The organism is uncultured Xylophilus sp., assembly GCA_913776965.1.
Taxonomy (GTDB): domain Bacteria; phylum Pseudomonadota; class Gammaproteobacteria; order Burkholderiales; family Burkholderiaceae_C; genus Xylophilus.
Genome location: CAJYQL010000060.1, coordinates 12,394 through 29,439 on the forward strand (window position 1 = coordinate 12,394; position 17,046 = coordinate 29,439).

A 17,046-nucleotide genomic window follows, 5' to 3' on the forward strand; every position below is an offset into this window, starting at 1 on the left:
ATTATAAGCAGTTGTTTCCGCAGCGCCACGCGGAACCGTGACTTTACTTTGTAATTTTCATTTGGCAGCGGCGGTAGTGCACTGTCGTGGTAGGCCTTTTCCGACGTTCAGACCGTGGCGCTTTCCGCCTGCGACGCTCCCGCGGTCGTCGCCGTCGAGCGCAGCAGCCCCGACAGGATCGCCTTCAGCGATGCCGACACGATGTTCGCGTCGATCGCCGCACCGAACACGCTGGGCATGCCATCGACCTGCACTTCCACATAGGCGACCGACCGTGCATCCGCGCCGGAGCCGATGGAGTGCTGGTGGTAGTCCAGCACCCGGACGGCACGCCCGGTCACCGTCTTCAGCCCTGCCACGAAGGCATCGATCGGGCCGCTGCCTTCGCCGTGCAGGCTGCGCGAGGCACCGTCCCAGTCGATCTCGGCATCGAGGCGCACCAGCGTGCTGTCGGAGGCGCTGTCTTCGCTCACCCGGTGCAGGGGCGCCGGCACCGCGTTCAGCCGATACTCGGCTTCGAACAGCGACCAGATGTCCTGCGCGGTCAGTTCCTTGCCGCCGGCGTCCATGGCCCGCTGCACGACCTGGCTGAACTCGATCTGCAGGCGGCGCGGCAGTTCGAGCCCGTATTCGCTCTCGAGCAGGTACGAAATGCCGCCCTTGCCCGACTGGCTGTTGACGCGGATCACTGCTTCGTAGCTGCGGCCCAGGTCCTTCGGATCTACCGGCAGGTAGGGCATGTCCCAGATGTCGCCGTCCTTGCGCGCGGAAAACGCCTTCTTGATCGCGTCCTGGTGCGAACCGGAGAACGAGGTGTAGACCAGCTCACCCACGTACGGATGGCGCGGATGGACCGGCAGCTGGTTGCAGTGTTCCACCGTGCGGCGGATCTCGTCGATGCGCGAAAAGTCGAGCCCCGGCGACACGCCCTGCGTGTACAGATTGAGTGCGACGTTGACGATGTCCATGTTGCCGGTGCGCTCGCCGTTGCCGAACAGGCAGCCTTCCAGCCGGTCGGCGCCCGCCATGATCGCGAATTCGCCCGCCGCCGTACCGGTGCCGCGGTCGTTGTGCGGGTGGATCGACAGCACGATCGCGTCGCGCCGCGCGATATGACGGTGCGTCCACTCCACCATGTCGGCGAAGATGTTCGGCGTCGAATGCTCGACCGTCGTCGGCAGGTTGATGATGCACTTGTGGTCGGGCGTCGGCTGCCACACCTCGGTCACCGCATCGATCACCCGGCGCGAAAACTCGAGTTCGGTGCCCGAATACATCTCCGGCGAATACTGGAAGGTCCAGTGGGTCGCGGGCTGCTCGGCGGCCAGTTCCTTGAACAGCCGCGCATTGGTCTGTGCCAGCGCGACGATCTCGTCCTCGTCCATGCCGAGCACCACGCGGCGCATCACCGGGGCCGTCGCGTTGTAGAGATGGACGATCACGCGCGGAGCGCCTTGCAGTGCCTCGAAGGTGCGGCGGATCAGCGGCTCGCGCGCTTGGGTCAGCACCTGGATCGTCACGTCGTCGGGAATGCGGTTTTCCTCGATCAGCATGCGCACGAAGTCGAACTCCACCTGCGACGCCGACGGGAAACCGACCTCGATCTCCTTGAAGCCGATCTCCACCAGCATCTCGAACATCTTCATCTTGCGGGCGATGTCCATCGGCTCGATCAGTGCCTGGTTGCCGTCGCGCAGGTCCACGCTGCACCAGATCGGCGCTTCGGTCAGCACGGCGTCGGGCCAGGTCCGGTCCTTCAGGCCCACCGGAGGGAAGGCGCGGTACTTGGTGGAGGGCTGCTGCAACATGGGAATCTCGCTTTCCAGGAAGGGAATCAAAACCAGCAACCCCCAAGCAAAACGGCCCGCTGCTGGTGCAAACGGGCCGTCGAGTGGGGGTGTACGCGTGCGCTACCGACTCTGCCCGTCGAGCAGTTGTAGTAGCGCCAGCGAAATCGTGTTCATAGCGGCGCACTCTAGCACAGCGCATCGTCGATGTGCCATGCGGGTTTTCATCGGTGCCAGCCGCGCTCGTCCGGCTCGTCGGTGGAGGTGCTGATCACGCTGGTCTGCACACCCTTGGCCTTGCGCACTGCATAGACCACGTAGCCGCTCAACCCGTAGGCCACGAAGATGCCGAACAGCACCGTCGGAGGATCGATGTTGATCACCGCGATGGCCAGGGCGATCAGCACGATGGCGGCGAAGGGCACGCTCTTCTTCATGCGGATGTCCTTGAAACTGTAGAACGGCACGTTGGTCACCATCGTGAGGCCGGCATACAGCGTGAAGCCGAAGGTGATCCACACCACTTGCGGCCAGCTGAACCACAGGCTGTCTCCGTTGCGCACGCCGGTTTCGGTCATCAGCCAGATGAAGCCGGTGACCAGCGCGGCCGCGGCCGGCGACGGCAGGCCCTGGAAGTAGCGCTTGTCCACCACCGCGGTATTGACGTTGAAGCGCGCCAGCCGCAGCGCCGCACAGGCGCAGTATACGAATGCCGCAATCCAGCCCCAGCGCCCTAGCCCGCGCAGCGCCCACTCGTAGGCGATCAGGGCCGGCGCGGCGCCGAAGGAGACCATATCGGAGAGCGAGTCCATCTGCTCGCCGAACGCGCTTTGCGTATTGGTCATGCGGGCGACCCGGCCGTCCAGGCTGTCGAGCACCATCGCGCAGAACACGCCGGCCGCCGCCAGGTCGAAGCGGCCGTTCATCGCCATGACGATCGCATAGAAGCCGCCGAACAGCGCGGCCAGCGTGAACAGGTTCGGCAAGATGTAGATGCCCTTGCGGCGCTTGCGCACGACCAAGCCGCTGTCCGGCTGCGGCGACGATTTCTGCATGAAATACCCTTTTTGCGCAGGCCCCGCGGGCGCAGCGTGCTATCGAATTCGGAGCGCCAGGCATCTGCACGCCCGGTTGCGGGCAGTGTAACCAGCGCCGTCGACGCGCCATGCAAAAAGGCCACCGGAGTGGCCTTCTTGCAGGGGCACGGAACGCCTCAGTTGCGGGTCTGGTCGACCAGCTTGTTCTTCGCGATCCAGGGCATCATCGCGCGCAGCTTGGCACCGACCTGCTCGATCTGGTGCTCGGCGTTCAGGCGGCGGCGGCTGATCAGCGTCGGCTGGCCGGCGGCCGCTTCGAGCACGAAGCTCTTGGCGTATTCGCCGGTCTGGATGTCCTTCAGGCACTGCTTCATCGCCTTCTTGGTCTCCTCGGTCACGACGCGCGGGCCGGTGACGTACTCGCCGTATTCGGCGTTGTTGGAGATCGAGTAGTTCATGTTGGCGATGCCGCCTTCGTAGATCAGGTCCACGATCAGCTTCAGCTCGTGCAGGCACTCGAAGTACGCCATCTCGGGCGCGTAGCCGGCTTCCACCAGCGTCTCGAAGCCGGCCTTGATGAGCTCTACGGTACCGCCGCACAGCACGGCCTGCTCGCCGAACAGGTCGGTTTCGGTTTCTTCACGGAAGTTGGTCTCGATGATGCCGGCGCGGCCGCCGCCGTTGGCCATGGCATAGGACAGGGCCAGGTCGCGGGCCTTGCCGGACTTGTCCTGGTGCACGGCCACCAGGTGGGGCACGCCGCCGCCCTGGGTGTAGGTCCCGCGCACGGTGTGGCCCGGGGCCTTGGGCGCGACCATCCAGACGTCCAGGTCTTCACGCGGCTGCACGAAGCCGTAGTGCACGTTGAAGCCGTGCGCGAACACCAGCGAGGCACCCTGCTTAATGTTCGGAGCCACGTCGTTCTTGTACACGTTGGCGATCTGCTCGTCCGGCAGCAGGATCATGACCACGTCGGCCTGCTTGACCGCATCGGCCACTTCGGCGACCTGCAGGCCCGCCTTGCCGACCTTGTCCCACGACGCGCCGCCCTTGCGCAGGCCGACCACGACCTTCACACCGCTGTCGTTGAGGTTCTGCGCATGTGCGTGGCCCTGCGAGCCGTAGCCGATGATGGCGACGGTCTTGCCCTTGATCAGGCTCAGGTCGGCGTCTTTGTCGTAGAAAACTTTCATAGGAGATGCTCCGGTTCTTGTTGGCGAAATCGCCCGTCGACAGGCTCAGGCGAACGCAGGGTATGGGTCGCCACACAAGGAATCCGCCCAGGCCGAGCCCGTCGAGGCCGAGGCGGAGGAAAGAAAGAAGGGGTCAGACGCGCAGGACGCGCTCGCCGCGGCCGATGCCGCTGGCGCCGGTGCGCACCGTCTCGAGGATCGCGCTGCGCTCGATGGCGTGCAGGAAAGCGTCGTTCTTCGCCTGGTCGCCAGTCAGCTCGATCGTGTAGCTCTTGTCGGTGACGTCGATGATGCGGCCGCGGAAGATGTCGGCCATGCGCTTCATCTCCTCGCGCTCCTTGCCGACGGCGCGGACCTTCACCATCATGAGCTCGCGCTCGGTGTAGGCGCCTTCGGTCAGGTCGACGACCTTGACGACTTCGATCAGGCGGTTCAGGTGCTTGGTGATCTGCTCGATCACCTCGTCTGAACCGGCGGTCTGGATCGTCATGCGCGACAGGCTGGCATCCTCGGTGGGGGCGACCGTCAGCGATTCGATGTTGTAACCGCGGGCCGAGAACAGGCCCACGACGCGGGAAAGAGCACCGGGCTCGTTTTCCAGCAGGACAGCGATGATGTGTTTCATGGCGGCGGGATTCCTCTTCTCGCCGCCCTCCTCCACGCACGGTAATGCGTGGACTCGGCGGTCGATAGATTCGTCCGGAAAGGAGAAGGAAAGGATGCGCCGGAGATCAGAGATCTTCGGAGCCGAGCAGCATTTCGGTGATGCCCTTGCCGGCCTGCACCATCGGGAACACGTTCTCGGTCGGGTCGGTGCGGAAGTCCATGAACACCGTCCGGTCCTTGAGCTTGCGGGCCTCGCGCAGCGCAGGCTCCACGTCGCGCGGATGCTCGATCAGCATGCCGACGTGGCCGTAGGCCTCGGCCAGCTTCACGAAGTCGGGCAGCGCGTCCATGTAGCTGTGGCTGTAGCGGCCCGAATACTCGATCTGCTGCCACTGACGCACCATGCCCAGGTAGCGGTTGTTCAGCGAGCAGATCTTGATCGGCGTGTTGTACTGCAGACAGGTGGACAGTTCCTGGATGTTCATCTGCACCGAGCCTTCGCCGGTGATGCAGAACACCTCGGACTCCGGCCGCGCGAGCTTGATGCCCATCGCGTACGGAATGCCCACGCCCATCGTGCCCAGGCCGCCCGAGTTGATCCAGCGGCGCGGCTGCTCGAATTTGTAGTACTGCGCCGCCCACATCTGGTGCTGGCCCACATCGGAGGTGATGTAGGTGTCGACGTCGCGCGTCATGGCGCAGAGCGTCTCTACCACGTACTGCGGCTTGATGACGTCCTGGTTACCGCGGTCGTACTTCATGCAGTCGCGGGCACGCCAGTCGCCGATGGTGTTCCACCAGGCGCCGAGCGCGTCGGCATCCGGACGCTGCGCGGACTCGCGGAGCATCGCGATCAGTTCGCCCAGCACGTCCTTCACGTCACCGACGATCGGCACGTCGACCTTGACCCGCTTGGAGATCGAGGACGGGTCGATGTCGATATGGATGATCTTGCGTTCGTTCTGCGCGAAGTGCTTGACGTTGCCGATCACCCGGTCGTCGAACCGTGCGCCGACGGCCAGCAGCACGTCGCAGTGCTGCATCGCATTGTTGGCTTCCCAGGTGCCGTGCATGCCGAGCATGCCGAGGAACTTCGGGTCGGACGCCGGGGTAGCACCCAGGCCCATCAGGGTGTTGGTCACCGGATAGCCGAGCATGTCGACCAGGGTGCGCAGCTCTTCGGTGGCGTTGCCGAGCAGCACGCCGCCGCCGGTGTAGATGTACGGCCGCTTGGCGGTCAGCAGCAGCTGCAGCGCCTTGCGGATCTGGCCGCCGTGGCCCTTCTTCACCGGGTTGTAGGAACGCATCTCCACGGTCTGCGGATAGCCGTTCCAGGTGACCTTCTTGAAGGACACGTCCTTCGGGATGTCCACCACCACCGGACCGGGCCGGCCGGTGCGGGCGATGTGGAAGGCCTTCTTGATCGTGACGGCGATGTCGCGCGGGTCCTTCACCAGGAAGTTGTGCTTGACGATCGGGCGGGTGATGCCGACGGTATCGCATTCCTGGAAGGCATCCTGGCCGATCGCAGCGGTCGGGACCTGGCCGCTGATGATCACCATCGGGATCGAATCCATATACGCGGTCGCGATGCCGGTGACCGCGTTGGTCAGGCCCGGTCCGGAGGTGACCAGGGCCACACCGACCTCGCCGGTGGCGCGGGCGAATCCGTCGGCCGCGTGGACTGCCGCTTGTTCGTGGCGCACCAGCACGTGCTGGATCGTGTCCTGCTTGTAGAAAGCGTCGTAGATGTAGAGCACCGCGCCGCCGGGATAGCCCCAGATGTACTGGACGCCTTCGGCCTGCAGCGACTTCACGAGCGCTTCGGCGCCCATGACTTCCTGCGGTTCGTTCGGGGATGCGGATTGCGCGCCTGCGGCGGCTGCCGAGCTGAGTTCGGCCTTCGAGATTTCCATGATCAACCTTTCGGGTATTTCTCTGACGAAAAACCTTGGGTGCTTCTTCGCTCGGCCCTTGTGAGGCGGCGTCGAAACTTAAGGTTCGCGGACATGGGCGAGATGCTTGCTGCGCCGGACCGGAACCCGTTTGCTTTTTGAATTGCAACGCGGATTATCGCATTCCGCCGGGCGGGTGCATACCCGGAGCCCCGGAAATGGCATGGCTATGGATAATTCGCGCCATCGCCCCCGGCTCGACGCGCCCGCGCTCCCCACGTACTTGGCCACCGAACAGGAACTCTCCGACTTCTTCAAAGGCGTCGAAGGCCGCGCCTTCAAGCGCTCGGTCTACCACGTCCGCAACGAGGAAGCGGCACTCGACATCGTGCAGGACAGCATGCTGCGGCTGGCCGAGCACTACGGCGACCGGCCGGCCGACGAACTGCCGATGCTGTTCCAGCGCATCCTGTCGAACTGCACGCTCGACTGGTTCCGCCGCCAGAAGACGCGCAATGCGTTGTTTTCCAACATCAGCGACTTCGAAGTCGCCGGCGAGGACGGCGATTTCAACCTGCTCGACACGCTCGAGATCGACGACGGCACCCACCGCACTGAGAGCGCCGAGGACACCACGCGGCGCAGCCAGGTGCTGCAGCAGATCGAATCCGCGATACAGGAACTGCCGCCGCGTCAACGCGAGGCTTTCCTGATGCGTTACTGGGAGGAAATGGACGTGGCCGAGACCGCCGCGGCCATGGGCTGCTCCGAAGGAAGCGTCAAGACGCACTGTTCCCGGGCCGTCCAGGCCCTCGGCAAGGCGCTGAAGGCAAAGGGAATCCACATATGACGCAATCGCACACCTTCACCTCCGACCAGCTGCAGGACGAGTTCGGCGACCGCATCGCCGCGCGCCTGTCCGCCGGCGCTCGCGCGCTGCCGCACGACGTCTCGGAACGATTGAAGATGGCGCGCAGCCAGGCGCTGGCGCGTCGCCGCACGGCCGACCGGGTGGCGAATGTGCGGGCGCGGACGGCGTCCGCGGTGTTCGGCAACGGCGGCAGCAGCGCCAGCCTGGGCGGCGGCAGCGGCCCGGGGCTGTGGACCCGCTGGGCGTCGGTGGTGCCGCTGCTCGCACTGGCCGCAGGGCTGGTGGCGATCCAGTTCGTACAGGACGACAACCGAGTGAGCGAACTGGCGGATGTCGATGCAGCACTGCTCACCGACGACCTGCCGCCGGCGGCCTATACCGACCCGGGTTTCGTGCAGTTCCTGAAGGACGGCGGTCCGCAGACCCACTGACGGCTGCGGACGCTGCGTGCCCCTCATGTCGTTCCACGGAAAGCTCCTGCGTGCCGGTGCATGCCATGCGGCTGCGGCCGGGCTGGCGGCCGGGCTGATCTCGACGGGCCACGTATTGGCGCAGGACGTGAAGCCCGGCGCTGCGCCCGCAGGCACCAGCGCCGGTTCGGTGCGCACGCCGGTGCGGCCCGGCTGGAACGACCTCACCGTGCGCCAGCAGGCCGCACTGACACCGCTCGCGGCCCACTGGGCCGGCCTGTCGGAGACCCAGCGGCAGAAGTGGATTGTCCTCTCCCGCAACTACGACCGGCTGTCGGAAGGCGAGCAGGCCAAGCTGCAGGAGCGCATGAGCGACTGGGCGGCCCTGAGCGTGCAGCAGCGCAACCAGGCGCGGCTCAACTTTGCCGAGACGAGCAAATTGCCGGCCGACGAAAAGAAGGCGCGCTGGGAGGCCTACCAGGCGCTGAGCGAAGAGGAGCGCGGCAAGCTCGCATCGACCAGCAAGCCGGCCCGGCCCGCCGGCGGTGCCGCCACCATCAAGCCCGAGGCGCAGCCGCGGCTGACCCGCATCGCGCCGGTGGTCGACACCCAGCAGCCGCGGCCGAAGATCGGCGTGCGCGCCAGCGATCTGGACCACAATACGCTCCTTCCGCAGCACCCGGTCGTCCACCCCGCGACGCCGCCCGCTGCGTCCCGCTGAGCGCCTATCTTCCATGTCCCTGGTTTCCGGGCCCCACGGGCCTTCTGCGCAGGCCGCGCCTGCGTCTCCCGCTATCGATCTCGTAGCACCCTCCTTGCGCCGCCGGATGGCCTGCTGGCTCTACGAAGGCATGCTGCTGTTCGGCGTGGTGTTCATCGCGAGCTACCTGTTCAGCACCCTCAGCCAGACGCGCCACGCGCTCGACAACCGCCACCTGCAGCAGGCCTTCCTGTTCGTGATGCTCGGCATCTACTTCGCCTGGTTCTGGTCGCACGGCCAGACGCTGGCGATGAAGACCTGGCACATCCGGCTGGTCGACCGCCACGGTCGTCCGGTATCGCAGTTGCGCGGGCTCGGGCGCTACCTGCTGAGCTGGCTGTGGCTGCTGCCGCCGTTGGCCGCCGTCGCGCCGTTCCACCTGACCACCGGCGAAACGGCCGTCATCGTCTGCGGCTGGGTGGTGTTCTGGGCGCTGCTGAGCCGGTTGCATCCGCAGCGGCAGTTCCTGCACGACGCCCTGGCCGGCACTCGGCTCGTCACCTGGCGGCCGGAGCCGGTGCGGCGCCGATGACCGCTGCACCGCGGCCGACCGGCCAGGAGGCGCCGACGGCGCAGAAGGCGCGCCGCGGGCTGGTACGCATCTGGCATGCCGGACGGTATTCCCTCCACGGTCTGCGTGCCGGCTGGCAGCAGACGGCCTTCCGCACCGAAGCCCTGCTGGCCATGCCGATGCTCGCCCTCGCCGGCTGGCTGGGCCGGGGCTGGGCCGAGGTCGGCCTGCTGGCCGGATCGGTGGTGCTGGTGCTGATCGTCGAACTGCTCAATTCCGGGATCGAATCGGCCATCGACCGCATCGGGCCCGAATGGCACGCGCTGTCCAAGCAGGCGAAAGACCTAGGCAGTGCGGCGGTACTCCTGAGCTTGCTGCTCTGCGGCGGACTGTTCGTGGCAGCCCTGGCGAGCAGCTTTCTGTGACCTTTGCACCCCTGCCTTCCATGCCTTCTGTCTCCCCTGCCTTTTCCCTGTGCGTGTACTGCGGCTCGCGGCCCGGGGTGGACCCGGCGCATGCGGCGGCGGCGCAGGCGGTCGGCGACTGGATCGGGCGCCAGGGCGGCCAGCTGGTCTACGGCGGCGGACACAACGGCCTGATGGGCCTCGTGGCCGACGCGACGCAGGCGGCAGGCGGCCGGGTCGTCGGGGTGATCCCGCAGGCGCTGGTCGACATGGAGGCCGCCAATCACCGCTGCGACGAACTGCACGTCGTGCAGACGATGCACGAGCGCAAGGCGCTGATGGCCGGGCGGTGCGACGGCTTCCTGGCCCTGCCGGGCGGCATCGGCACCTTCGAGGAACTGTTCGAGGCCTGGACCTGGCGCCAGCTCGGCTACCACGACAAGCCGCTCGGGCTGCTGAACGTCGGCGGCTATTACGACGGGCTGCTCGGCTTCCTGCGCCAGAGCGTCGCTGCGGGATTCATGGGCGACTGGCAGATGCAGCTGCTGCAAGTGTCCGACGATGCCGGCACGCTGCTGCCGGCGCTGCAGACCGCGATGGTCCGCGCGGCAGGCGACGTCGTGCCGCCGCGCAGCGTGATCTGACAGGACGGCCGCGGCCGGCCGCCGGTGCGGTGCCGCTCAGATCGCGGACTCGTTCTCCTCGCCGGTGCGGATGCGGATCACCCGCTCGACCTCGGTCACGAAGATCTTGCCATCGCCGATCTTGCCGGTGCGGGCGGCATTGACGATCGCGTCGACGCAGCGCTCGACTTCCTGGTCGTTGATCACCACCTCGACCTTCACCTTGGGCAGGAAGTCGACGACGTATTCGGCGCCGCGGTAGAGCTCGGTGTGGCCCTTCTGGCGGCCGAAGCCCTTGACTTCGGTGACCGTCAGGCCGGTCACGCCGCATTCGGCGAGCGCTTCGCGCACCTCCTCGAGCTTGAACGGTTTGATGACGGCGGTGATCTGCTTCATGGATGTGTCCTGTGGTCCGGGAAAATTCGCGTCGTGCGCAGGCGCGCGCGGGCCGTAGCGTAACGCCAATCGGGCCGCGCCCGCCGGCCCGCCCGCGCCGACCCCGCGCCGGCGCGGGACGGAGCGTCTGCGGCATCATGCACCGCACCGATGGACGCCCCTTCCTCCGATACCCCCGATACCGCCGACACCCCCGCGCCGCCCGGCTATGTGCTTCGCATGCACGCGTCGCCCGCCGAGATCGACGCCGCCGCCTGGGACGCGCTGCTGGCCGCGCAAAGGCATGCCAGCCCGTTCAGCCGCCATGCCTACCTGCTGGCGCTGCATGAGAGCGGCAGCGCGGTCCCGGAAACCGGCTGGTCGCCCGCCTTCGCCACGCTCTGGCGCGACGGCCGGCTGGCCGCGGCCTGCCCGCTCTATGCGAAGGCCCATTCGTACGGCGAGTACGTCTTCGACTGGGCCTGGGCCAATGCCTACTCCCAACATGGCCTCGACTACTACCCGAAGGCGCTCTGCGCCATTCCCTTCACGCCGGTGCCCGGGGCCCGGCTGCTGGCGCAGGACGCCGAGGCCCGCGCGGTGCTGGTCCGCGGGCTGGTGCAGTGGTGCGAGGCCGAGTCGCTGTCGTCGCTGCACCTGCTCTTCGCTACCGACGACGACGTGGATGCCTGCCGCGACAACGGCCTGATGCTGCGGCACACGGTCCAGTTCCACTGGCAGAACGCCGGCTATGCGGACTTCGAGGCCTTCCTGGCGGGCCTGGCGCAGGACAAGCGCAAGAAGATCCGGCAGGAGCGCCGCAAGGTGGCCGACGCCGGCGTGACCTTCCGCACCCTGCAGGGCGCGGCGATAGGCGATGCCGGCTGGGACTTCTTCTACCGCTGCTACGAGCGCACCTACCTCGAGCACGGCAATGCGCCTTACCTGACCCGCGACTTTTTTAGGCGGATGCAGCGCACGATGCCCGAGCACTGGCTGCTGTTCGTGGCCGAGCGCGCCGGCGAGCCGATCGCCTGCAGCCTGGTCGCGCTGAGCGACGCCGCCGCAGGCCTGCAGGGCAGTGCCGACAGCGAGCGCGTCGCCTACGGCCGCTACTGGGGCGCGCTCGAACGGGTGGACTGCCTGCATTTCGAAGCCTGCTATTACCAGCCGATCGCCTGGTGCATCGCCCACGGCGTGGCGCGCTTCGAGGGCGGTGCGCAGGGCGAACACAAGATGGCACGGGCGCTGATGCCGGTCGCCACCACCAGCGCCCACTGGCTGGCGCGGCCCGATTTTTCCGAGGCGGTGGAACGGTTCCTCGCCCGGGAAGGCGACGGGATCGCCGGCTACCTGGAACACCTGGAAGAGCGCTCGCCGTTCCGGCACGGTTGAGCAGCGGCGCCTAGAAAGCGCAACGGGCGCCACCAAGGCGCCCGCTACTGATTCGATAGCGCCTTGCGCAGGCCCCGCCTGCGCAAAACCGCTATTCTTGCTCAAGCCTTGCCGGCCTGGTAGTTCGCGATGCCTTCGCTGATCTCCTGGCGGGCGGCGTCCACGCCCTCCCAGCCGAGCACCTTGACCCACTTGCCGGCTTCCAGGTCCTTGTAGTGCTCGAAGAAGTGGCTGATCTGCTTGAGCAGGATCGGGTGCAGGTCTTCGGGCTTCTGGTACTGCTCGTAGATCGGCAGGATCTTGGTGGTGGGCACCGCCAGTACCTTGCCGTCGACGCCGGCTTCGTCTTCCATCTTGAGGATGCCGAGCGGGCGGCAGGGCACGACCACGCCGGGCGGCAGCGGGAACGGGGTCATCACCAGCACGTCGACCGGGTCGCCGTCGCCCGACAGCGTCTGCGGCACGTAGCCGTAGTTGGTCGGGTAGTGCATCGCGGTGCTGAGGAAGCGGTCGACGAAGACACAGCCGGAATCCTTGTCCACCTCGTACTTCACCGGGTCGGCGTTCATCGAGATCTCGATGACCACGTTGAACACATCGGGCGGATTCTTGCCGGGGGAGACTTTGTCGAAGGACATGGTGGAGTACGGTGGAGAGAAGAAAAAAGACCGGGCGGCGCCTGCGGACGGCGGGCAGCGCGGGAATTCTAGAACCTCGCCGGCCGGGCGCCGGCGAAGCGCGGGACGGCCTGCGGTCAGCCCAGCGCGGTGTCGAGCAGCATCATCAGCACGAAGCCGATCATCAGGCCGCCGGTGGCCCAGGCCTCGTGGCCCTTGCGGTGGGACTCGGGAATGATCTCGTGGCTGATGACGAACAGCATCGCGCCGGCGGCGAAGCCCAGCCCCCAGGGCAGCAGACCCTGCGAATATTCGACGACCGCGGCGCCCAGCACGGCGCCGAGCGGTTCGACCAGGCCGGAGGCCATGCCCAGCCCGACCGCCAGCCTGCGGCTGTAGCCAGCGGACAGCAGAGCGACCGCGACGACCAGTCCCTCGGGCACGTCCTGGATCGCGATGCCGGTGGCGAGCGCGCCGCCGCGAACCGCATCGGTGCCGGCGAACCCGACCCCGATCGCCAGCCCCTCGGGCAGGTTGTGCAGCGCGATCGCGAAGACGAACAGCCAGGTCCGGTGGATGGTGCGGGAGTTGTCGCGGTCCGCACCCTTGATGAAGTGCTCGTGCGGTACCAGCCGCTCCATCGCGAGCAGCGCGGCGCCGCCGAGCAGGATCGCCACGCCCACCACGCCTCCCGCACCCCAGGCGTCCAGGCCCCGCGCCTCGGCGGCCGCGATGCCCGGAATCACCAGCGAGAAGGCGCAGGCCGCCAGCATCACGCCGGCGCCGAAGCCGAACAGCGTGTCCTGCGTGCGGTCCGACAGCTTCTGCGAGAACAGCACCGGCAGCGTGCCGAGCGCGGTGGCCAGCGCCGCGACCATGCCGCCCGCGAACGCGTCGCGTACCACGCTGTTGCTGGCGACCAGGCTCCAGACGTGGAAGCCGCCGAAGGCCAGCAGTCCGCCGGCGAGCAGCAGCCAGGGCGCCTTGCGCCAGAGGGGTGGGACGCTCGGGGTCTGCGGCATGCGGGCTTCCTCGAAAGAACGGTCGGCGGCGGCGATCTGACGGCGAATGGGCGATCAGCCCTTTGCGGCGGCGAAGCGGCGGGCGACTTCGGCCCAGTTCACCACGTTGTAGAACGCGGCGATGTACTCAGGACGGCGGTTCTGGTACTTCAGGTAGTAGGCGTGCTCCCAGACGTCCAGACCCAGGATCGGGGTGTTGCCGGAGCCGATGCCGACCATCAGCGGGCTGTCCTGGTTGGCGCTGCTCTCGACGGCCAGCTTGCCGGACTTGTCGACCGACAGCCAGGCCCAGCCGCTGCCGAAGCGGGTCAGCGCAGCCTTGGTGAAGGCTTCCTTGAAGGCGTCGAGGCCGCCCAGGTCGCGGTCGATTGCCGCGGCCAGGTCGCCTTCGGGCTGCGTGGCGGCGCCGGGCGTCATCACGGTCCAGAACAGGCTGTGGTTGTAGTGGCCGCCGCCGTTGTTGCGCACCGGTGCGCGCAGGTTCTCGGGCAACTTCTCGACGTTGGCGACCAGCTCTTCGATCGGCTTGCCTTCGTACTCGGTGTCCTTGACGGCTGCGTTTAGGTTGTTCACGTAGGTCTGGTGGTGCTTGGAGTAGTGGATCTCCATCGTCTGCGCATCGATGTTCGGCTCGAGGGCGTCGTAGGCGTAGGGCAGCGCGGGAAGGGTGAAGGCCATAGAGGTTCTCCTGGGTGGCACGGGGACGAATGAAAGGCCGCGACGGAGCGCGGGACGACAACACGACGTTCTAGCACGCGCGCGCGCCGCTCCGTGCAGGAGGACGCCGCGTCGGCAGGGTGCGCCGCCTGTCGGCGCGAAGATTGTGCGGGAAGAATCCGGCGTTTCCCTTCGATGCGTGTGCGGGGCGGATGCACCCGACAATGGATGCATGTCCGCCCCCACCGCCTCCGTACCGGCCCGCACGCTGCCGCTGATCGACCTGCGCAGCGCCGCGCCGCTGCCGATCGGCCGGCCCGGCCCGGAGCTGGTCGATCTGCGCGGCCGGCCGCTGCGGGACCTGCGCATCAGCGTGACCGACCGCTGCAACTTCCGCTGCAGCTACTGCATGCCGAAGGACGTATTCGACAAGGACTATCCGTACCTGCCGCATTCCGCGCTGCTCAGCTTCGAGGAGATCGCCCGGCTGGCGCGGATCTTCGTGGACCAGGGCGTGCGCAAGATCCGGCTGACCGGCGGCGAGCCGCTGCTGCGGCGCAACCTGGAAACCCTGGTCGGGCTGCTCGCGGACCTGCGGACCGCCGACGGCACGCCGCCCGACCTGACCCTCACCACCAACGGCTCGCTGCTCGCCCGCAAGGCGCGGGCGCTGCGCGACGCGGGCCTGCGGCGCGTCACCGTCAGCCTGGACGGTCTGGACGATGCGGTGTTCCGCCGCATGAACGACGTGGACTTCCCGGTCGCCGACGTGCTGCGCGGCATCGACGCGGCGCTGGCCGCCGGCCTCGGGCCGGTCAAGGTCAACATGGTGGTCAAGCGCGGCACCAACGAGCAGGAGATCCTGCCGATGGCGCGCCATTTCCGCGGCACCGGCGTGGTGCTGCGTTTCATCGAGTACATGGACGTGGGCGCGACCAACGGCTGGCGCATGGACGAGGTGTTGCCGTCGGCCGAGCTGGTCGCCCGGCTGCAGGACGCGCTGCCGCTGGTGCCGCTCGCGCCCAGCACGCCCGGCGAGACGGCCGAGCGCTGGGGCTATGCCGATGCGTCGGGCCGGCACGACCCGTCTCTCGGCGAGATCGGGGTGATCGGCAGCGTCACCCAGGCCTTCTGCGGCGACTGCAACCGGGCGCGGCTCTCGACCGAGGGCCGGCTGTATCTCTGCCTGTTCGCAAGCCGCGGCCACGACCTGCGCGCATTGCTGCGCGGCGGCGCCGACGACGATGCGCTGGCCCGGGCCGTGGCCGGCATCTGGCAGGGCCGCAGCGACCGCTATTCCGAACTGCGCGCCAGCCTGCCGGCCGCCCTGCCCGACGACGGCCTGCGCCGGGTCGAGATGAGCTATATCGGTGGCTGAGCCTGCGCCGCCTCCGGCCGACGCGGTCGCCGGCCTGGTGCTCGCCGGCGGACGCGGCAGCCGGATGGGCGGCGTGGACAAGGGTCTGCAGATGCTCGACGGTACGCCGCTCGCCCGCCATGCGCTGCGGCGGCTCGCGCCGCAGGTCGCCACCGCGATGGTGAGCGCCAACCGGCATGCCGACACCTACGCCGGCTGGGGCGTGCCGGTCTTCGCAGACGCCGACGCCACCGGCTTCGACGGGCCGCTCGCCGGCCTGCTGGCGGGGTTGCGGCACAGCGCCCTGCCCTGGCTGGCCGCGGTGCCGTGCGATACGCCGTTCTTCCCGCAGGATCTGGTCGCACGACTGGCAAACGCTGCGACCGCGGCCGACGCACCGGCGGCCTGCGCCTGGGCGCCGGATGCGGCGGACGGCACTTGGCGGCCGCAGCCCGTCTTCTGCCTGCTGCACCGGTCGCTGCAGGCCGACCTGGCCGCCTACCTCGCGGGCGGCGGCCGGCGCGTCATGGAATGGCTGGGGCGGCACGGCTGCGCGCAGGCCCGCTTCGACGATGCCGTCGCCTTCCGCAACGCCAACACGGCCGAGGATCTGGCGGCCCTACAGGCAGCCGCCCGCCTGCAGCTATATTTTCGATAGCGCCTTGCGCAGGCGGGGCGGGCGCCGAGGCCCGATTTCCTTCAACGATCCTGGTTCTTGCGCAGCGTCGGCAGGCCGACGCCTGCCGCATCGAAGCCGCCATCCACCGCCAGCACTTGGCCGTTGACATAACTCGCCGCCGGGCTGCACAGGAAGCCGACCGCCGACGCGATCTCCTCGGTCGTGCCGTAGCGCTCCAGCGGGATCACGTCGTGGTAGTCCGAGCGGATCGCCACGCTGTGGACCAGCTTGGCCATCTCGGTCTCCACCGGACCGGGTGCGATCGCGTTGACGCGGATGCCCACCGTGCCCAGCTCCACCGCCTGCTGCTTGGTCAGGTGGATCAGCGCCGCCTTGCTGGTGCCGTAGGCCACCCGCAGGGTGCTGGCCCGCAGGCCCGAAATCGAGGCGATGTTCACCACCGCTCCGGCGCCCGCACGGCGCATGTGGGGCGCCGCCGCCTGGGTGCAGAGGAAAGCGCCGTCGAGGTTCACCGACAGCACCTGCCGCCATTCCTCGAATGAGGTCTGGCCGATCGGCTTGAACACCGCCACGCCGGCGTTGTTGACCAGGGCGTCGAGTCGGCCGAAATGCGCCGCGATCCGGTCGATCGTCGCCTGCACCTGGGCGGGATCGGACACGTCGCAGGGCAGCGCGAGGACACGCGCCGGATCGGCGAGCCGCCGGCCAGTCGCGTCGAGCGTGGCTGCGTCGATGTCGATCAGCGCGATGCGCCAGCCCTGCGCGAGGAACCATTCGCCGATCGCGAGGCCGATGCCGCGCGCGCCGCCGGTGACGACCGCGACCTTCGCGGATGCGGTGGTGGAAGAAGGAACTGCTGCCATGGGGGTCTCCGTTGTGGTGAAAG

The 17,046-nt window shown here is 67.9% G+C and carries 19 protein-coding genes; 9 read left to right on the forward strand and 10 right to left on the reverse strand.

From position 1 onward, the window contains the following. Positions 1 to 107 precede the first annotated feature (107 nt). From leuA to QZ500_RS08860, 5 genes are all read right to left on the reverse strand, one after another. The gene (gene leuA / locus QZ500_RS08840) at positions 108 to 1,808 is read right to left on the reverse strand and encodes a 2-isopropylmalate synthase (RefSeq protein WP_295853937.1); all 1,701 of its coding nucleotides are present in this window, start codon (positions 1,806 to 1,808) and stop codon (positions 108 to 110) included. A gap of 203 nt (positions 1,809 to 2,011) precedes the next feature. Next, positions 2,012 to 2,842, reverse strand: a complete 831-nt coding sequence (gene pssA, locus QZ500_RS08845; RefSeq protein ID WP_295853939.1) for a CDP-diacylglycerol--serine O-phosphatidyltransferase — start codon at positions 2,840 to 2,842, stop codon at positions 2,012 to 2,014. 158 nt (positions 2,843 to 3,000) lie between these two features. Continuing rightward, positions 3,001 to 4,017, reverse strand: coding sequence for a ketol-acid reductoisomerase (gene ilvC / locus QZ500_RS08850; RefSeq protein ID WP_295853942.1), 1,017 nt, complete (start codon positions 4,015 to 4,017; stop codon positions 3,001 to 3,003). Positions 4,018 to 4,150: 133 nt separating this feature from the next. Continuing rightward, positions 4,151 to 4,642: an acetolactate synthase small subunit gene (gene ilvN, locus QZ500_RS08855; RefSeq protein WP_295853947.1), complete on the reverse strand. Its 492-nt coding sequence runs from the start codon at positions 4,640 to 4,642 to the stop codon at positions 4,151 to 4,153. A gap of 106 nt (positions 4,643 to 4,748) precedes the next feature. Beyond that, positions 4,749 to 6,539 (reverse strand): acetolactate synthase 3 catalytic subunit, encoded by a 1,791-nt coding sequence (locus tag QZ500_RS08860; protein ID WP_295853949.1) that lies wholly within the window; start codon positions 6,537 to 6,539, stop codon positions 4,749 to 4,751. A gap of 262 nt (positions 6,540 to 6,801) precedes the next feature. Between QZ500_RS08860 and QZ500_RS08865 the strand changes: the two genes are divergently transcribed. Genes QZ500_RS08865 through QZ500_RS08890 form a run of 6 tightly spaced genes read left to right on the forward strand, consistent with a single transcriptional unit; the run spans position 6,802 to position 10,118 of the window. Further along, positions 6,802 to 7,368, forward strand: a complete 567-nt coding sequence (locus tag QZ500_RS08865) for an RNA polymerase sigma factor (protein ID WP_295854041.1) — start codon at positions 6,802 to 6,804, stop codon at positions 7,366 to 7,368. Then, a complete protein-coding gene (locus QZ500_RS08870; RefSeq protein WP_295853953.1) occupies positions 7,365 to 7,820 on the forward strand; it encodes a DUF3619 family protein in 456 nt (151 codons plus the stop codon). The genes QZ500_RS08865 and QZ500_RS08870 overlap by 4 nt, the downstream gene beginning before the upstream one ends. A 25-nt stretch (positions 7,821 to 7,845) precedes the next feature. Continuing rightward, positions 7,846 to 8,520: a DUF3106 domain-containing protein gene (locus QZ500_RS08875; RefSeq protein ID WP_295853955.1), complete on the forward strand. Its 675-nt coding sequence runs from the start codon at positions 7,846 to 7,848 to the stop codon at positions 8,518 to 8,520. 13 nt (positions 8,521 to 8,533) lie between these two features. After that, positions 8,534 to 9,091 (forward strand): RDD family protein, encoded by a 558-nt coding sequence (locus QZ500_RS08880; RefSeq protein WP_295853959.1) that lies wholly within the window; start codon positions 8,534 to 8,536, stop codon positions 9,089 to 9,091. Continuing rightward, entirely contained in the window at positions 9,088 to 9,495 is a 408-nt protein-coding gene (locus QZ500_RS08885; protein WP_295853961.1) for a diacylglycerol kinase, read from the forward strand. Before QZ500_RS08880 ends, QZ500_RS08885 begins: the two co-directional genes overlap by 4 nt. Positions 9,496 to 9,515: 20 nt before the next feature. Continuing rightward, a complete protein-coding gene (locus QZ500_RS08890) occupies positions 9,516 to 10,118 on the forward strand; it encodes a TIGR00730 family Rossman fold protein (RefSeq protein WP_295853964.1) in 603 nt (200 codons plus the stop codon). A gap of 36 nt (positions 10,119 to 10,154) precedes the next feature. Here QZ500_RS08890 and QZ500_RS08895 read toward each other — a convergent pair whose 3' ends face one another. After that, positions 10,155 to 10,493, reverse strand: coding sequence for a P-II family nitrogen regulator (locus QZ500_RS08895; RefSeq protein ID WP_295853967.1), 339 nt, complete (start codon positions 10,491 to 10,493; stop codon positions 10,155 to 10,157). 150 nt (positions 10,494 to 10,643) lie between these two features. Between QZ500_RS08895 and QZ500_RS08900 the strand changes: the two genes are divergently transcribed. Beyond that, positions 10,644 to 11,867 carry a GNAT family N-acetyltransferase gene (locus QZ500_RS08900; protein WP_295853970.1) on the forward strand — a complete coding sequence of 408 codons (1,224 nt, stop codon included), beginning with the start codon at positions 10,644 to 10,646 and terminating at the stop codon, positions 11,865 to 11,867. 101 nt (positions 11,868 to 11,968) lie between these two features. On the opposite strand, the gene ppa is transcribed toward QZ500_RS08900, so the two are convergent. The 3 genes from ppa to QZ500_RS08915 all read right to left on the reverse strand — a co-directional run bounded on the left by ppa (position 11,969) and on the right by QZ500_RS08915 (position 14,184). Then, positions 11,969 to 12,505 (reverse strand): inorganic diphosphatase, encoded by a 537-nt coding sequence (ppa, locus tag QZ500_RS08905; protein ID WP_295853973.1) that lies wholly within the window; start codon positions 12,503 to 12,505, stop codon positions 11,969 to 11,971. 116 nt (positions 12,506 to 12,621) lie between these two features. Further along, complete coding sequence (locus QZ500_RS08910; RefSeq protein WP_295853975.1) at positions 12,622 to 13,506, reverse strand: ZIP family metal transporter; 885 nt, start codon at positions 13,504 to 13,506, stop codon at positions 12,622 to 12,624. 54 nt (positions 13,507 to 13,560) lie between these two features. Further along, positions 13,561 to 14,184: a superoxide dismutase gene (locus QZ500_RS08915; RefSeq protein ID WP_295853978.1), complete on the reverse strand. Its 624-nt coding sequence runs from the start codon at positions 14,182 to 14,184 to the stop codon at positions 13,561 to 13,563. A 211-nt stretch (positions 14,185 to 14,395) separates the two neighbouring features. On the opposite strand from QZ500_RS08915, the gene moaA reads away from it, so the two are divergent. Further along, positions 14,396 to 15,541: a GTP 3',8-cyclase MoaA gene (gene moaA, locus QZ500_RS08920; protein WP_295853980.1), complete on the forward strand. Its 1,146-nt coding sequence runs from the start codon at positions 14,396 to 14,398 to the stop codon at positions 15,539 to 15,541. A 64-nt stretch (positions 15,542 to 15,605) separates the two neighbouring features. Further along, positions 15,606 to 16,178: a molybdenum cofactor guanylyltransferase MobA gene (gene mobA / locus QZ500_RS08925; RefSeq protein ID WP_295854043.1), complete on the forward strand. Its 573-nt coding sequence runs from the start codon at positions 15,606 to 15,608 to the stop codon at positions 16,176 to 16,178. A 41-nt stretch (positions 16,179 to 16,219) separates the two neighbouring features. Here mobA and QZ500_RS08930 read toward each other — a convergent pair whose 3' ends face one another. Continuing rightward, on the reverse strand, positions 16,220 to 17,023 hold the full coding sequence (locus QZ500_RS08930; RefSeq protein WP_295853983.1) for an SDR family NAD(P)-dependent oxidoreductase: 804 nt from the start codon (positions 17,021 to 17,023) through the stop codon (positions 16,220 to 16,222). Positions 17,024 to 17,046: the final 23 nt, after the last annotated feature.

What these genes read in the sequence shown, in the direction of transcription:
- leuA (WP_295853937.1), bottom strand. Translation starts at nt 1,808, where the DNA reads ATGTTGCAGCAGCCCTCCACCAAGTACCGCGCCTTCCCTCCGGTGGGC.
- pssA (WP_295853939.1), bottom strand. Translation starts at nt 2,842, where the DNA reads ATGCAGAAATCGTCGCCGCAGCCGGACAGCGGCTTGGTCGTGCGCAAG.
- ilvC (WP_295853942.1), bottom strand. Translation starts at nt 4,017, where the DNA reads ATGAAAGTTTTCTACGACAAAGACGCCGACCTGAGCCTGATCAAGGGC.
- ilvN (WP_295853947.1), bottom strand. Translation starts at nt 4,642, where the DNA reads ATGAAACACATCATCGCTGTCCTGCTGGAAAACGAGCCCGGTGCTCTT.
- QZ500_RS08860 (WP_295853949.1), bottom strand. Translation starts at nt 6,539, where the DNA reads ATGGAAATCTCGAAGGCCGAACTCAGCTCGGCAGCCGCCGCAGGCGCG.
- QZ500_RS08870 (WP_295853953.1), top strand. Translation starts at nt 7,365, where the DNA reads ATGACGCAATCGCACACCTTCACCTCCGACCAGCTGCAGGACGAGTTC.
- QZ500_RS08875 (WP_295853955.1), top strand. Translation starts at nt 7,846, where the DNA reads ATGTCGTTCCACGGAAAGCTCCTGCGTGCCGGTGCATGCCATGCGGCT.
- QZ500_RS08880 (WP_295853959.1), top strand. Translation starts at nt 8,534, where the DNA reads ATGTCCCTGGTTTCCGGGCCCCACGGGCCTTCTGCGCAGGCCGCGCCT.
- QZ500_RS08885 (WP_295853961.1), top strand. Translation starts at nt 9,088, where the DNA reads ATGACCGCTGCACCGCGGCCGACCGGCCAGGAGGCGCCGACGGCGCAG.
- QZ500_RS08890 (WP_295853964.1), top strand. Translation starts at nt 9,516, where the DNA reads ATGCCTTCTGTCTCCCCTGCCTTTTCCCTGTGCGTGTACTGCGGCTCG.
- QZ500_RS08895 (WP_295853967.1), bottom strand. Translation starts at nt 10,493, where the DNA reads ATGAAGCAGATCACCGCCGTCATCAAACCGTTCAAGCTCGAGGAGGTG.
- QZ500_RS08900 (WP_295853970.1), top strand. Translation starts at nt 10,644, where the DNA reads ATGGACGCCCCTTCCTCCGATACCCCCGATACCGCCGACACCCCCGCG.
- ppa (WP_295853973.1), bottom strand. Translation starts at nt 12,505, where the DNA reads ATGTCCTTCGACAAAGTCTCCCCCGGCAAGAATCCGCCCGATGTGTTC.
- QZ500_RS08910 (WP_295853975.1), bottom strand. Translation starts at nt 13,506, where the DNA reads ATGCCGCAGACCCCGAGCGTCCCACCCCTCTGGCGCAAGGCGCCCTGG.
- QZ500_RS08915 (WP_295853978.1), bottom strand. Translation starts at nt 14,184, where the DNA reads ATGGCCTTCACCCTTCCCGCGCTGCCCTACGCCTACGACGCCCTCGAG.
- moaA (WP_295853980.1), top strand. Translation starts at nt 14,396, where the DNA reads ATGTCCGCCCCCACCGCCTCCGTACCGGCCCGCACGCTGCCGCTGATC.
- mobA (WP_295854043.1), top strand. Translation starts at nt 15,606, where the DNA reads ATGGGCGGCGTGGACAAGGGTCTGCAGATGCTCGACGGTACGCCGCTC.
- QZ500_RS08930 (WP_295853983.1), bottom strand. Translation starts at nt 17,023, where the DNA reads ATGGCAGCAGTTCCTTCTTCCACCACCGCATCCGCGAAGGTCGCGGTC.